Origin of the sequence: Risungbinella massiliensis (assembly GCF_000942395.1) — a bacterium.
Classification (GTDB): Bacteria; Bacillota; Bacilli; order Thermoactinomycetales; family Thermoactinomycetaceae; genus Risungbinella; species Risungbinella massiliensis.
The window spans coordinates 1,175,912-1,191,152 of the sequence record NZ_LN812103.1; the positions used below are offsets into that span (position 1 = coordinate 1,175,912).

15 protein-coding genes are annotated in these 15,241 nt (G+C 41.3%); 14 read left to right on the forward strand and 1 reads right to left on the reverse strand.

The features are described from left to right. Positions 1 to 134: 134 nt before the first annotated feature. From VJ09_RS17035 to VJ09_RS18655, 7 genes are all read left to right on the forward strand, one after another. Positions 135 to 1,952: a helix-turn-helix domain-containing protein gene (locus VJ09_RS17035; RefSeq protein WP_044642782.1), complete on the forward strand. Its 1,818-nt coding sequence runs from the start codon at positions 135 to 137 to the stop codon at positions 1,950 to 1,952. 88 nt (positions 1,953 to 2,040) lie between these two features. After that, a complete protein-coding gene (locus VJ09_RS17040) occupies positions 2,041 to 2,844 on the forward strand; it encodes a helix-turn-helix domain-containing protein (protein WP_044642783.1) in 804 nt (267 codons plus the stop codon). Between the two features lie 306 nt (positions 2,845 to 3,150). Next, positions 3,151 to 3,756, forward strand: coding sequence for a CDP-diacylglycerol--glycerol-3-phosphate 3-phosphatidyltransferase (pgsA, locus tag VJ09_RS17045; protein WP_044643005.1), 606 nt, complete (start codon positions 3,151 to 3,153; stop codon positions 3,754 to 3,756). Further along, the gene (locus VJ09_RS17050) at positions 3,756 to 5,000 is read left to right on the forward strand and encodes a competence/damage-inducible protein A (RefSeq protein WP_052807478.1); all 1,245 of its coding nucleotides are present in this window, start codon (positions 3,756 to 3,758) and stop codon (positions 4,998 to 5,000) included. The genes pgsA and VJ09_RS17050 overlap by 1 nt, the downstream gene beginning before the upstream one ends. Before the next feature lie 6 nt (positions 5,001 to 5,006). Next, positions 5,007 to 6,590 carry a DEAD/DEAH box helicase gene (locus tag VJ09_RS17055; protein WP_044642784.1) on the forward strand — a complete coding sequence of 528 codons (1,584 nt, stop codon included), beginning with the start codon at positions 5,007 to 5,009 and terminating at the stop codon, positions 6,588 to 6,590. A gap of 125 nt (positions 6,591 to 6,715) precedes the next feature. Beyond that, positions 6,716 to 7,600, forward strand: coding sequence for a helix-turn-helix domain-containing protein (locus VJ09_RS17060; RefSeq protein WP_044642785.1), 885 nt, complete (start codon positions 6,716 to 6,718; stop codon positions 7,598 to 7,600). Positions 7,601 to 7,614: 14 nt separating this feature from the next. Further along, on the forward strand, positions 7,615 to 7,791 hold the full coding sequence (locus tag VJ09_RS18655; RefSeq protein WP_154662381.1) for a hypothetical protein: 177 nt from the start codon (positions 7,615 to 7,617) through the stop codon (positions 7,789 to 7,791). Positions 7,792 to 7,899: 108 nt separating this feature from the next. Here VJ09_RS18655 and VJ09_RS17065 read toward each other — a convergent pair whose 3' ends face one another. Beyond that, the gene (locus VJ09_RS17065; protein WP_044643007.1) at positions 7,900 to 8,199 is read right to left on the reverse strand and encodes a metal-sulfur cluster assembly factor; all 300 of its coding nucleotides are present in this window, start codon (positions 8,197 to 8,199) and stop codon (positions 7,900 to 7,902) included. A 247-nt stretch (positions 8,200 to 8,446) separates the two neighbouring features. Between VJ09_RS17065 and VJ09_RS17070 the strand changes: the two genes are divergently transcribed. The 7 genes from VJ09_RS17070 (at position 8,447) to VJ09_RS17100 (ending at position 15,205) form a co-directional block, all read left to right on the forward strand. Then, positions 8,447 to 9,592, forward strand: a complete 1,146-nt coding sequence (locus VJ09_RS17070; protein WP_044642786.1) for an MFS transporter — start codon at positions 8,447 to 8,449, stop codon at positions 9,590 to 9,592. A 514-nt stretch (positions 9,593 to 10,106) separates the two neighbouring features. After that, positions 10,107 to 11,204 (forward strand): recombinase RecA, encoded by a 1,098-nt coding sequence (gene recA, locus VJ09_RS17075; RefSeq protein ID WP_044642787.1) that lies wholly within the window; start codon positions 10,107 to 10,109, stop codon positions 11,202 to 11,204. Between the two features lie 15 nt (positions 11,205 to 11,219). Beyond that, positions 11,220 to 11,843, forward strand: coding sequence for a RecX family transcriptional regulator (locus tag VJ09_RS17080; RefSeq protein WP_044642788.1), 624 nt, complete (start codon positions 11,220 to 11,222; stop codon positions 11,841 to 11,843). Positions 11,844 to 11,858: 15 nt separating this feature from the next. Then, a complete protein-coding gene (locus tag VJ09_RS17085) occupies positions 11,859 to 12,851 on the forward strand; it encodes a metallophosphoesterase family protein (RefSeq protein WP_044642789.1) in 993 nt (330 codons plus the stop codon). Next, positions 12,844 to 14,322: an AAA family ATPase gene (locus VJ09_RS17090; RefSeq protein ID WP_044642790.1), complete on the forward strand. Its 1,479-nt coding sequence runs from the start codon at positions 12,844 to 12,846 to the stop codon at positions 14,320 to 14,322. The genes VJ09_RS17085 and VJ09_RS17090 overlap by 8 nt, the downstream gene beginning before the upstream one ends. Beyond that, on the forward strand, positions 14,297 to 14,539 hold the full coding sequence (locus VJ09_RS17095) for a hypothetical protein (RefSeq protein ID WP_044642791.1): 243 nt from the start codon (positions 14,297 to 14,299) through the stop codon (positions 14,537 to 14,539). The genes VJ09_RS17090 and VJ09_RS17095 overlap by 26 nt, the downstream gene beginning before the upstream one ends. Continuing rightward, positions 14,540 to 15,205, forward strand: a complete 666-nt coding sequence (locus VJ09_RS17100) for an ATPase (RefSeq protein WP_044642792.1) — start codon at positions 14,540 to 14,542, stop codon at positions 15,203 to 15,205. The last annotated feature ends 36 nt before the right edge of the window (positions 15,206 to 15,241 follow it).

A 15,241-nucleotide genomic window follows, 5' to 3' on the forward strand; every position in this document is an offset into this window, starting at 1 on the left:
TTGTCATTCTTTTTAAATTAAGCCATTTTTGACACACTTTTAGACCCATGTTATGCTGATACCGACGTATGGAACGTTTTTGACATTTCGCAGGTTGTGAGTTTGGTATTTACAACCTTCAGGAGGTGGCTAGGGTGTCTGTCGAAATTGGATCATTCCTTCGACAAGCCCGAGAGTCTGCTGGACTGTCCCTCGATGAGGTACAAGAAAAGACCAGAATACAAAAAAACTTTTTAACCGCAATTGAGATCGGTGATTTTGATAAATTACCGAGCCCATATTATGTTCGAAACTATCTTAGAGCATATGCGAATTGTGTGAAAGTGGAGCCGCATCATATTTTGCGACACTATCGCAAGGAAGATCAGGAAAAACGTTATGGTCATCATCGTAATGGTGATACCATGGCTGGTACGATGACAGATCTCTCCGCTACTGCAATTCGGAAAGCTCCTACACAAAACACTGGTCAATTTTCTTTTGCTGAACATCTCGAACAACTCCAAAAGACGGGAAGTCAGCAAGCAGTTCAAGAAGATACATCTAAACAACGCAAAAATCGGACAAGCTTACATACGGCTCTCACTATTGCAAATTCAAATACATCTACTCTAACCAAACCAATGACTATGAAAAATAACACGAAGCGGAATAGTGTACCGTTATCTGCGTTGTCTGACTCTCAGCGCTCAGAAGAACCTGCCCAAGAGGCAAACTATGAATTGCCCGTAACACAAAGCGGGTCTTTCTTGAATAAGACATATGGTCAATCGGCCACTAAAACTTCCTCCCGCAATACAAATAAAATGACAGCTGCCACAGCGACAGATGCTAGTGTAGCGGCACAGCCTGATTCGGCAGTTGGAGCACGTAATCCTTATCTGGCATCAACAAAATTACCAACGATCAATAGAAGAGTTGATGGCAGTAAGGTCCCTTCTGTTACTAGACCGCTTCCTAAGGTCGATCCAGTACAGATGCAGGATACAATCAAGCTTCCACCTAACCAATTGAGTCCTACGCCACGTTTGGGGACGGAGCGTGCTTCACAACAAGATCAAGTTTCACTTGATCGATTTGGTAGAGACCGTTTAGGTACGGAACGAATATCATCTCTTGGCTCCAACAAAGAAAGTTCTATTTCTTCAGGAGATAGCGTTTTTCTAAACCAATCTCGTCCATCGATTGAGGTAGATGAGCCTCCAACCGGGCATAGACGAAATACTAGTAGGTTACCTAATGGTATTTCTGAAATGGGTAAACAAACGACAAATCCTCCTTCAGGTAAGTTCCGTGGACGGGCACAGGGGAGCGAAAACACAGACCGTTTTGCTCGATCGGATCGATTTAATACCTCTCCGCGCGTTTCCGAAGATGTTATGTCAATGAAGCCGCCAACTCGCAACGAGGCAGCACAACATCGAAATGAGAACCGCAAAGGGACCAAAAAAGGTAAGGCAGCTCCGATTTATACCAAAAATTGGTTTCTGGGAACTGTAGCGGGTGTAATTATTCTTCCATTAGTAGCCTATTTTGTTTTTGCTGGTGGAGATGATACCGCTCAATCACAGGAGCAAACAACGGAAGTACCTGCACCAATTGCTCCGGATTCACCAGAGACTAAGTCTGCATCGCAAGATGGAGGATCAGAGCAAAAAACGGATGGCGCAGTTACAAAAGAGCGTGACGGTGTATATCTTATAAGCTCTGATCAAGTAGAGTTAGTGTTTTCACCAAATGGTGGCAGGAGTGTTGTAGTTATCACAAATGCTTCTGGAGAAAAAGAGGAATTTACACTGAATTCCAAAGATCCTTCTGTGAAAAGAAGTTTGACTCTTAATTCAGGTGAAAAGATCTCTATCACACTTGGAGCACCAGAATATGTAGAAACTACGGTAAATGGTGTTCCAGTAAAACCAGGTGGACAGATCATCCGTCTACAAAAAAAATAGTTTTTGTGAAAAAGCCTATGAAAGGCTTTTTCTTTTACAATAAAACGCTATACTGAACGAGAAAAGAAAGGACACTTGGGAGGATATCATGATATTTCAACAGCTCAGGCTAGCCCGTGAAGCAAGAAAGTTATCTGCTCAAGATGTTTCCTTGCGAACACGAATTCCAGCAGATTGTGTAGAGGCGATAGAGGTAGAAAACTGGGATGAAATTCCATCTCCGGTCAGAGCAAAAAATTATATTGGTGTTTATGCTAAATTTCTTCAAAAAGATCCAGAGCCTTTTTTAGAAGCTTACAACCAGTCAAGAGTAGAAGATCGTCCTACTGTTCCTTCATATTCTCGTAGTCCTAGAGAACCAATCTCGAGACGAAACAAGTCAACTACCAATCGTAAGGTAAAAGGGATCGGAATTTTGACTAGCATCCCACAGAAATGGCTTTATGTGAGTGCAGGAATAGTCGCAATTCTCTTGATTGTCAGTGTATGGTTGGTTACAGGCGAAGAAACTACTAATGTAAATGCCAATGTACCAAGTGAAAAACAAGATCAATCAGCTTATACCAGCGACCAGCGTCCAGAAATTAAATTAGTCAAAACTTCTGAAGCGTACGAATATGGGGATATGTACCAACTATCCAATGTATCGGAAGTAGAAGTTAGTCTAGAAGGAACCGGTTCTGTTCGAGTACGCGAAGAAGGACCAACTGGTCGTATTGTAGCGGAAAAGAAGTTAACCAAAGGACAAGCGATTCAGTTTCATCATGCTAAATGGCTTTCGATACGACTAGACAACCCTAGCCAAGTTAAGTTAACAGTTAATGGTTTTGTTATCCAGACGGATAAGTTGAAGGATCCTCAATCTTTCCAGTTTACACTATCAGATGCTTGATTTTTCATTAGGCTTCTTTTCAAACGCTTCTTTGACTGAACATAGAGTAACAAGTGAATTTAAGACCATATTTTGCCCCTCTCTATACAATAGATGAGAGGGCTTTTTGTGTTAAAAATGTGTTATTCTTAGGGCACCTTTTTGACATGCAAGAATTGCTTAGTTTATACTTACGAGAGGATTACCCGAATTCCATTGAAAGTACATAGGGTTTCGGAATATTGGTCAGGATTTGTTCCCTTCAGGATATAGTATGAACTGTGAGGAAACCACCTCCATTTCCTCTCACTAGGAGGTAGATTTTTGGTGAACTTGGCCAATCGCATTACGTTGGCTCGTATTTTTTTAGTGCCCGTATTAATGATCTTTTTACTGATTCGTTTTGACTTCGGACACATCCAAGTAGAACAAGTTTCTCTCAGTGTGAGTGAACTGATTGCGACGATTGTCTTTATCATTGCAGCAATAACCGATGGACTAGATGGTTATATTGCACGGAAAAACCAGATCGTCACCAACCTAGGGAAATTTTTAGATCCTTTAGCAGACAAGCTTTTAATTACTGCTGCGTTAATTTCTCTTGTTGAAATGCAGCGTTTGGAAGCATGGATCGCAATTGTGATCATTAGCCGAGAGTTTGCGGTAACAGGCTTGCGCTTGATCGCAGCAGCGGAGGGTAGAGTGATTGCTGCAAGTCGACTTGGGAAGTTAAAGACGATTATTCAGATTGTCGCAATTGTCTCTCTGATGTTAAACAACATTCCATTCTCCATTATTCAAATTCCTTTCGCTGATATTACCACTTGGTTAGCAGTCTTGATTACCCTCTGGTCTGGGATTGACTATTTCCATAAAAATCGGCACGTGATTGCATTTCATGGGGCTGAGCAACGGAAAGGAAAGGAAAACTAGTGGTAGGAGAGGTTATTACGGTCGGTAGCGAATTAGTGATGGGTCATACATTGGACACCCACTCCCAATACATAGCCAAAGCCTGTTCTTCATTGGGATTAGAAATTCGTTTTCATACATCGGTGGGGGATAACTGGGATGATCTTACGAATCTTCTCCGATTGTCTGCAAAACGTTCTTCCTTCGTTTTTCTATGCGGTGGTCTAGGGCCGACGATGGATGATCTGACCAAAGAAGCGCTGGCTGAAGTGCTTGGGATGGATTTAGTGCAAGACGAGTCCACGCTCATTCGATTAAAAGAATTTTTTCAAAGCCGCAACCGCACGATGACAGAGAATAATCTAAAACAGACATATGTTTTTCCAAATGGAACGATCTTTGCTAATCCAAGAGGAACAGCTCCGGGATTGGCAATACAACATCAAGGGGTAACATATTGCCTGTTACCGGGCCCACCGAATGAGATGCGTCCTATGTGGCACGAACAAGTAGAACCCTATTTGAACGGTGTGCTAGGAATAAAAGGAGCGATTCTCGCTCGTTCCTACTCGTTTGTCGGGATTGGAGAATCACGGTTGGAGGCCGAGCTTCAGGATTTGATTCAATCTAGTGAGAATCCGGTCCTTGCAACTTATGCAGGGGAAGCTAGTTGTACTTTGCGATTTACAGCAAAAGCTCCAACTACGAAAGAAGCCGAAGCACAAATAGAACAGATTGCTTCTCAGGTGAGGCAGCGAGTAGGAGAATACGTAGTTAGTACAGAGGGACAAAATCTCGAACAGGTAATCTGTCAAGAGCTAGATTCAAGAGGTCAAACGGTCTCCTTTACAGAAAGTTGTACTGGTGGGCTGATGACACATTTGATGACGACGGTACCAGGGAGTAGTAGCGTCGTAGCTGGTGGGATCGTCTCTTACCAGAACAGCAGCAAGAGGAAAGTGGCGAAAGTACCAACCAAAATATTAGAACAGCATGGAGCGATCAGCCCGGAAACTGCACGGGAGATGGCGCAACATTCATTGGAGAACTTCGCAAGTGATTGGTCAGTTAGTGTTACAGGTGTAGCCGGACCAGACTCCAGTGAAAACCAGCCTGTCGGTCTGATCTATTTCGGATTGGCACACAAAGGAGAACCGACTAAGGTATATCAGTACCAAATGTCAGGTTCTAGGCAGCGTATTCAGCGGTTAGCAGCGATCCAGGGACTGTTCCTTCTTTTGCAAGCAGTTAGGAAAGGTGAATAAGCTTTTATGATGCGTTTTGATGACTTTCAATTAAGCGATGCCTTATTAACTGGCATCAAAGAGATCGGATTTGAAGAACCATCCCCGATTCAAGAAAAATGTATTCCAGCAGTGCTTCGAGGAGAAGATGTAATCGGTCAAGCACAGACTGGAACTGGAAAAACAGCAGCTTTTGGGATTCCTGTGTTGGAATCTGTTGATATGGAGTTGCGAGATGTACAAGCGCTCATTTTGACACCTACTAGAGAGCTAGCGATACAAGTATCAGAAGAACTGAGCCGAATCAGTCGATTTAAAAAAGTTCGTACGCTCCCCATTTATGGTGGCCAGCCAATGGGACGTCAAATTAAAGCGTTGCAACAAGGGGTTCAAGTGGTTATTGGAACACCTGGTCGTCTTCTGGATCACTTGCGCCGTGGCACGCTAAAAATGCATAATGTCAACACTGTTGTCTTAGATGAAGCAGATGAAATGCTAGATATGGGCTTTATTGAGGATATTGAACAAGTCCTCTCTTATTCTCCAGAGCAACGTCAGCTTCTTCTCTTTTCTGCTACGATGCCACCAGCCATTCGTCAATTGGCTACCAAATATATGAGAAAACCTCGCTATATTACCATGAACCGTGGAGAAGTACATGTGCCACAAATCAACCAGATCTACTATCGTGTACTAGAAAACTCCAAGCTAGATGCCCTTTGTCGCTTTTTGGATAGCGAAGAAGTCGATCTTGCCATCATCTTCTGTCGTACTAAAAAAGGAGTAGATGAGCTTGCGGAAGCCCTTGCTGCCCGCGGCTATTTGTCTGGTGGATTACATGGAGATCTCCAACAAGAACAGCGCGATCGCGTGATGGGCTCTTTCCGAAATGGAGATTTAGAGTTACTAGTCGCAACGGATGTGGCTGCTCGTGGGATTGATGTAGGTAGTGTCTCTCATGTAATTAACTTTGACATTCCGCAAGATGTGGAGAGTTATGTACATCGGATCGGTCGTACAGGTCGTGCTGGACGTGCGGGAGTTGCTCTCACTTTAGTTACACCACGTGAGTTGAAGCAACTTCGCCTCATCGAAAAAGAGACTGGGGCACGTCTCCAACCACGCGAGCTTCCTTCGTTGGAAGAAATTGCCGCTAAGCAACAAAAAAGCTGGATGACTCAGATCGAAGGTGTCATTCAGTCAGATGCAGATCTAAAGCTCTTTGAGGATATGATCACTCAATTAAAAGAACAATTTTCTGAGAACAAAATCGCAGCGGCAGCACTCTATGTTGCTTTCTCAGAACGTTTTACTCGAAGTCAAGATCAGTCCTACAACTTTGGAGAGACGGGAGCTGCTCCAGGAATGGTTCGCTTCTTTATTAACGTTGGGCGTAATACCAATATGCGCCCTCAAGAGCTTTCCAAAGCGATCTCCGAGCAAGCTGGGATTACAACCCGCCAAGTAGGGAAAATCAATATTTATGATCGCTTCTCTTTTGTTGAAGTTCCTGAAGAGGTTGCTCCATTTGTCTACGAAGCACTTCGTCAATCCCGGATCAATGGTGCTCGTGTCAATTTAGAGCCAGCTCGTCCAAGAGTTCGCTCCTAATATATCGATATCTTTAGTCCGATTCCCATTCATAGGAATCGGACTTTTTGTGTTGGTACATTATCGCAAAAAATATCAAAAAACAATTCTGTTCGTTCAGTATCCTATAAATGAAGGAGGATTTGATGAACTACGAATGGATGACCCAGAAAACGATCCATTGGATTGAATCTCATTTGCACGAGGAGATTTCGATGGAGGAGATTGCAGATGTCGCTGGTTTTTCCAAGTATCATTTTCACAGAATTTTTCAAACAACTGTTGGGATGTCTGTTACTACCTATATCCGTATGAGACGACTTGCCAACGCAGCAGGTGCCCTTCTTCACACCAAGGAACGAATTATCGACATTGCTCTGTATTATCAGTTTGAGTCGCAAGAAGCCTTTACTCGAGCCTTCAAAAAAATGTATAACTTACCGCCTGGTCAATATCGAAAACTCATGACGAACATTTTAACTCAAAAGGAGGAATCCTATATGGATAAAAAAATAAAGGGCTGGTTTTTAAGTGGGAGTCATCCATTTAATTATGAAATGGGGATTGATCGAACGGTTGTGCATCAAGGGAGAATGTCAGGTTATTTAAAATCCAAAACAGTACAGGGAGTCGAAGAATTTGCTACGATAATGCAACAATTCAAAGCGGATCGATATAGAGGAAAAAGAATGAAACTTTCCGGCTTTGTTAAAACAGAAAATGTTCAACACTTTGCAGGTTTGTGGATGCGGATCGATAGTGCATCGGACGATGTTCTACAATTTGATAATATGGGCGATCGTCCGATTCAAGGTTCTAACAATTGGAATCAATACTCCGTTGTCCTAGATGTCCCAGAAAACAGTGCAGTCATTGCATTTGGAGTACTTCTATCCGGAGCTGGACATGTATGGGTAGATCAGTTTTCATTTGATGAAGTGGATGAAAAGGTAGAATCAACCAATCTAGAAGTTCATGCGGAATTATTGGAAGAACCAACTAATTTGTCGTTTGAAGAAGAACTGAAGTAAGGAGAATCGACTCAGTGGATTTCGTAACAGAATATTTATTAGGTGCAAGTGGCGATCTAATCGTTTTTACAAAATGGGTATTTTGGTACCTCATTCAAAAAGGAGCAATTTGGATTGGTATAAAGTTTCTTTCCGTTGGAATAGTAATTGCACTTTACTATTTTTCTCAATCTACAAAAGAAGCTTGTTAAATACTGCATATTGCATAGTTATTTTGAAGAAGATCTTCATCTTTTAATGACCCACCTAGATTAAGAAAAAGAAGACCTTTCTCATCCAAGAGAGAGGTCTTCTTTTTCTTAATCCGCAATACCTAAAGCGATTTTTGCATAACGAGACATACGACTTTTGTCCCATGGTGGATCATAAACGATATCTACATAAACACTTTGGACACCGTCTACTTTCATTACTGCCTCGGTTACCATTTGATGAATCGTCGCCGATAGGGGACATCCCATAGCAGTTAATGTCATGGTCACATCGACTTTTCCTTCATCATCTATATCAACTCCATAGACAAGACCGAGATTGACGATATCGATATGTAACTCTGGATCGTACACTTCTTCCAGTTGTTCCATGATCTCTTCTTTCATTTTCTCTTTGTTCAATTTATACCCCCCTTTGGTTTGAAGACAGTCATCATCTATTAAGATGTCTACTAAGTTCTTTCTATCTTTTTGTCTTCCCGTTCAAAGTATAAATTACACTTGGTTGTTTGCAAAGAGCTCCTAAATTCCAATCAAAACAGGGTAGACTTTTATTTTGTATTACTTGATGTTAAAATAACATATTTTCAAAGCTGGACAGTCATTTAGCTATTTTATAAGAGTGGGGTGCAAGATGAGAGCTGAGTATCTACTTAGAGGTTTTAATTTTTTATACTTTGGATTGCTAGCACTATTTATTCCATTTTTGCCGGTTTATTTAGCACAACAAGGTTTATCAGTGAGTCAAATAGGTTTAGTCGTTGGGACAGGTGGCTTTGTAACGCTCATTACACAACCTTTATGGGGATTGATTAGTGATAAGACAAAGACGATTCGTAAAGTATTATTGTTATTGATCATTTTGTCGAGCTTGTTCGGCTATTTGCTTTTTGATTCGAATGAGTTTTTATGGTTAGTCCTATTTGCGATGCTGGTCTATTTCTTTTTAATGCCAATGGATCCTTTATTGGAGAGCCTGAATTTTACAGTGGCAGAGGCGAAAAAGATTAGCTACGGCTCAATTCGAACATACGGTGCTTTAGGATATGCAGTCTTATCACTCCTAACAGGATATATAATGTCTTATTTTGGAGTAAACAGTGTGGCGATTTTATTTGTCGCATTAGGAACTATTAGTTTTTTTATTTGCTGGGTCATGCCAAATGCCCCTGTTTCATCAACACCTGTAACCATGGATGGATTAAGGTCTTTTTTACATAATCGCAAAACGTTGCTTTTTTTATTGCTTGTTTTTATTTGTTCTGTGCCAGCACGTATGAACGATACCTTTTTAGGCGTTCATATTCATGCTTTAGGCGGTGATACAGAATTAGTAGGTCTTGCATTCTTTTTAGCTGCTGGTAGTGAAATTATTGTGTTTGCCCTTAGTTTTTATTGGCTTCGTAAAGGGAAAGAATTGTTGATCATTACCATTGCAGCATTTTTTTTCTTCATTCGATTTTTTGTATCTGCTTGGATAACTGATCCGCTATTATTAGCGATCTTACAAATCATGCAAATGCTGACATTCCCCATTTTTTATACAGCAGCGATTCAGTACTTATATTCCATTGTACCTGTTGAATGGCGTGCGACAGGTCAAACTGTGTTAGCATTACTGTTCTTTGGTGTATCTGGTATTATTGCATCTTATGTAGGAGGCTTTATGTACAATGTTCTAGCTGGTCAAATGTTTTATTTGTTTGTATCAGGGATGTCATTCATTGGGACAATTTTTGGTGTATATTTATATAGAATTTATGAATATAAAAAACAATAATACGATACATTTGCTTTAATTTAGAAAAAAATATGAATGTGTAGAATGAAATGATTAGAGGATCTCCATGAAGAGGTCTTTACAGTTGCTTTGATGTACTAGCCTTTGGGATCTACCCCCAAGGCTTTTTTGTTTGGGTTTGGTAAAAGGAGATATCTAGTCACCTATAGCTTTTAGCAAGTTAATATCAAGCAGGCTGTTGATTTACCAAAGATTAGGAGGTGATTTTTTGCCTATCGCTACCGATCGTATGGAAGGTAAAAATCATGCTCTCCGCTTCATGTAATTAGCTAATCAACACTTCTGATATCCGAGAAAGGAAGGTGAACTTTTGTAAATTTCACCCAAAACAATCGAATAAATGTTCGCAAAAACACTTGGCAGCTTTTCGCAAACAGGTTATGATAGGACTAGTTGATTTTGATATAGATATGGATCGTATTCATGAAAAAAATGATAGATTAGACGAGTCATCATAGGAAAAGATTGATTGGTAAAAAGGAGAGGTATACATATGTCAGATCGCAAACAAGCACTTGAAATGGCACTTAGACAAATTGAGAAGCAATTTGGAAAGGGCTCCATTATGAAGATGGGAGAAGATACGATTGCATCTGTAGAGACGATTTCTACAGGTGCACTAGCTCTCGATATTGCTTTGGGAGTTGGTGGTTTCCCTCGTGGACGTATCATCGAAGTATATGGTCCGGAATCATCTGGTAAAACGACTGTAGCGCTACATGCTATTGCAGAGGTACAAAAAAATGGTGGGCAAGCAGCTTTTATCGATGCGGAGCATGCTCTTGATCCGATTTATGCACAGAAATTGGGAGTAGATATCTCTGAGCTTTTGCTTTCGCAGCCTGATACAGGGGAACAAGCGTTGGAGATCGCAGAAGCCTTAGTACGTAGTGGTGCAGTCGATATTATTGTTATCGACTCAGTTGCAGCACTTGTCCCAAAAGCAGAGATCGAAGGTGAGATGGGGGATTCTCACGTAGGTCTCCAAGCTCGTTTGATGTCCCAAGCACTACGGAAATTATCTGGTGCTATTAATAAATCCAAAACCATTGCGATCTTTATTAACCAAATTCGTGAAAAAGTGGGCGTTATGTTCGGAAACCCAGAGACGACCCCAGGTGGACGTGCTCTCAAATTCTATTCTAGTGTTCGCTTAGAAGTGCGTCGTGCAGAAACACTCAAACAAGGAACGGATATGATCGGAAATCGTACCAAGATCAAAGTAGTGAAGAATAAAGTAGCGCCTCCATTCCGTACTGCGGAGGTAGATATTATGTTCGGTGAAGGGATTTCTCGTGAAGGTAGTGCCCTCGATATTGCTACAGACTTAGATATTGTGAATAAGAGTGGTGCTTGGTATTCCTATGAAGGAGATCGTCTAGGACAAGGTCGTGAGAATGCAAAATTGTTCTTGAAAGAGAATCAACCTCTTTTCCTACAGATTGAAAACAAAGTTCGTGCTCATTATGAGCTACCAGTTGCTGAAGTAGCACCTGAGCCAAAACCAGTCAAAGAAGAAGAACCTAAAAAACGCGGTCGCAAAGCAAAAGAGAAAGAAGATGCAGGAGTTCTGCTTGATCTTGAAAGCTAGACTCTACTGAAAACTATGAGCAAAACGATTACTCAGATCGTCAAAATAGGGATGGCTAGACAATATGAGATTTATCTAGATGAAGAGCCTTCTCTCACAATCCATGAAGATGTGCTAGTAAAGTACGGTCTTCATAAAGGGATGGAGATGGAGGAAGCAGAATGGAGAGATTTGCTACTTGCAGAGGAAGAGAATAAAGTTCGGCAAGCGGCACTACGCTATCTCTCCTATCGTCCACGTACCAGAAAAGAGATCCAGGAGCATCTAATTGCCAAAGATTTTTCGATAGATCGGATCCATCCGGTTTTACAAGAGCTCCAAGATTTAGGTTACGTTGATGATTCTGCTTATGCCAAATCCTGGGTTCAAGAGCGAACGCGCAAAGGACTAGGAACCTTCCGCATTCAACAAGAGTTGAAGCAAAAAGGAATCCAGGAAGTAGACATCTCTCATGCGCTAGCCCAAACCAATCTAGAAGAAGAGCGCCAATTAGCAATGGAGATTGCTGAAAGGCGCTATCTTCGTATCAAGCACGATCCTTGGCAAAAAGTAGAACGAAAACTAGGAAACTATCTATTGCGACGTGGTTTTTCTTGGGAGATAATCGGACCTATTCTGAAAGAGCTAAGGAACCGGTAGGGGGCAGATAACTCAATGAAAATTTTATATATGACAGATACCCATATTCGTGGGACAACACCACGCAGTCGAACGGACGATTTCCCCCAAACTATCTATCAAAAATTGGTAGAAACGATGGAGATTGCGAAGCGAGAACAGGTGGATGCCATTTTGCATGGAGGAGATATTTTCCATAGCCCTAATCTCTCTCCAGCGGTAGTACGACAATTTGCAGATCTTTTTCATCGCGCACCAGCTCCGATTTATGCGATTGCAGGAAACCATGATGTGTACGGACATAATCCACAGACTGTTCCCCGCACTATGTTAGGGTTACTAGATGCATTTGGAGCGCTCCAGTTGCTAGATTCCAAGACACCGCTTCTTCTGGAAAAAGCAGGTACGAAAGTACAAGTGACAGGTACTCCATTTCATTATGAATTGGATAAACGACCGATTGCATTGGATTATGCAGTGGCTAATTCTACTAATGCAGACTATTGCATTCATATGGTTCATGGAATGTTGGTTGATCGATCCTTTCCGGAAGGTGTTGCACACACCACGATTCAACAAATTTGGGAGCTAGAGACGGATTGGAATATTTTATTGACTGGACACTATCATGCTGGTTTTAAGATGCAGACCCGTCAAGGAAAGTATATTGTCAATCCTGGGGCGTTAGCGAGAATCCATAGTCAAAAAGCAGAGATGAATCGGATGCCACAAGTGGTTTTAATGGATTTTACCAATGAAATGCGGGTTGAATTAATTCCTCTTACGTGTGCACAAAAAGGTACGGATATTATGGATCGCTCTGCTCTAGAAAAAGCTGCATTTCGAGATCAACAGCTACAGCAATTTATGCAACAAGTAGGAGCATCATCCGAGTATAAAGGGATTACGGCCAAAGAGATCATTGAACAGATTTCTCAAAGTGAAGGCATAGAAGAATCAATTAAACGAGATGCTTTACGTCGATTAGCCGAAGCAGAAGAACAAGAAGGGGGGACAGTCTGTGAGTAGGTTTGCCAAATTAACCATTGAGAACTTTCAATCACACCGTTTTACAGAGCTAACCTTTCATCCTGGCCTCAATGTATTTGTAGGTCCTTCCGATAGTGGGAAAAGCGCCATTCTTCGAGCACTAAGGTGGGTTTTGTTTAATAATCCTCGCGGTACCGAAATGATTCGAGATGGAGCCAACCGTGCACAAGTGACGTTAGAGCTTACTGATGGAACCAAGATTATTCGCACTCGTGGTAAATCGATTAATCGTTATACACTATGTCGACTTGATCAGGAAGAGCTAGTCTTAGAAGGTTTTGGATCAGATGTACCAAAGGAAATCGTTGATGCACACGGTATTCGGCCGATTCGCCTAGAGAAACAAGAGATTTTTCTTCAGGTGGGGAGCCAACTAGAAGGCCCGTTTTTGCTCTCTGAATCGGGAGGAACCAAGGCAAAAGTGATCGGGATGATCAGTGGAGCTCAATTGATCGATCAAGCAATCAAAGGAACAGGTACGGATCGGAATCAGCTCCAAACGAGAAGTAGATTTCTAGAAGAACAAAAACAATCGTATGAAGCCAAACTAACACCATATGAACCATTGGAAAAATTAGGGGAACAACTCGATCAATTAGAAGCACGCTATCAAAATTTAGTAGATTTGGAGAGCAGGCTTCAGAGTTTACGAGAGATCCAAAGGATCTATGGAGAGATCAAACAAGAGCAGTTAACAGAAAAAAGTAAGTGGGAATCTCTACAAAGAGTAGTAGAATTAGAAGTGCCAGTACTGGAAATGGAGAAAAAAGGTGGAAAGTATGTCCATCTACATAGACTAGCTTCGGACTATAAAGAAAACAAGTTTGCTATACAAACCCAGAAGCAAGTCCTCCAAGATACCAGTCAAGTATCGGAGTCGCAAAATAAATTAGAGAGAGTAATACAAATAAGTGAACTCTATCTGAAGCTACAACAAGTCTATACCACTAATTGTTCCCTTCAGAAAGAGTTATCCCGCTATCGACAGATACTAGACCGTACGTCTCAGGTTTCTGAATTAGAATCTCGTATCCATGCTTCTTCTAATAACTTTCTCCAATATGAAAAGCTAGAGAGTCTCTTAAGAGAATGGCAGGAACTTCAAAGGGAACGCAGTCATGTGGAATCTTGGAAACACCAAACGGAATCTGTACCACATTGGGAAACAAACGTGCTCCCAAAGTTAGCTGAGAGTCTAATCAAATTCCAAAATTTGCAATTGCTACAAAAGGAATATGTAGATACACAACAGAGTTTACAAGTGGGAAGAGGTTATCTACAATCCCGCATTCAAGATATAAGGTCTTATACAACAGAGTATACCAATCTTTTGAAACAACATGGAAAGTGTCCAACATGTGGAGCTACGATGAATTTAGAGGCAATCAAAATTTTAATTGAAGAACTTACTGGAGGGGATCAATATGCAGCAGCTGGAAGAACAGATTAAAGTACTACGCAAAAAAATAGAAGATGCAAAGAATAAGCGCTATAAGGCAGAAGTTCGGTTGGAATCATTGGAAAAACAAGAAAAGCAGATTCTTCGTCAACTAGAAGAGTTAGGAGTAGAGCCTAGTAAATTAGAAGAGGAGATTGAACGCTTGGAAAAAGAGATTCGGAAAGAGATTGAGGAAGTTAATGCGATGATTCCGCAGGAGCTGTTATAGATGAGACCTTCCTTGTCCAAACTGGAGAAAGATCTCCAAAATGCAAGACAAACATGGATTCAGCAAAAATCCAAACGAGATCTCTTGCTACAAGAACGAGAAGAAATTTTACAGAAGTTGCAAGAGTTAGAAGTACAGAAGGAGAAGCTAGACAAAGTTCGTCTCCTACTACAAAAATCTGCTGACTATGCAAGGCAACAATCCAAAGAGCAATTGGAGATGCTAGTATCTAATGCTCTGCAATATGTATTTGGACCAAGCTTTCGTTTTTCCATTGCTCTGTCTGATCCATCAAGTAAGAATGTCTCAGCGGAATTTTATGCAGTGACGGAGTGGGAAGGCAGAACGATTGAGAACAAACCCCAAGATGCTCGTGGCGGCGGCGTAGTAGACATTATCTCTCTAGCACTGCGAATCGCTGTATTGGAGTCGATGCGACCTCGCATGGAAGGATCCATCATTTTAGATGAGCCAGGAAAGCATGTCAGTGAAGATTTTATCGTTCCAATGGTTGAATTTTTACGTTCAATCAGTGAAAGTTTAGATCGACAGATTTTGATGGTAACACACAATACTCATCTTAGTGAATCGGCTGACCAAGCGTATCATGTACGCTTACGGAGCGGTGAATCAGAAGTTACACCAGTACGTCGCCTTGACAACTAACTTCTAGGAATAATAAAATTGAACTGTATCTTTACC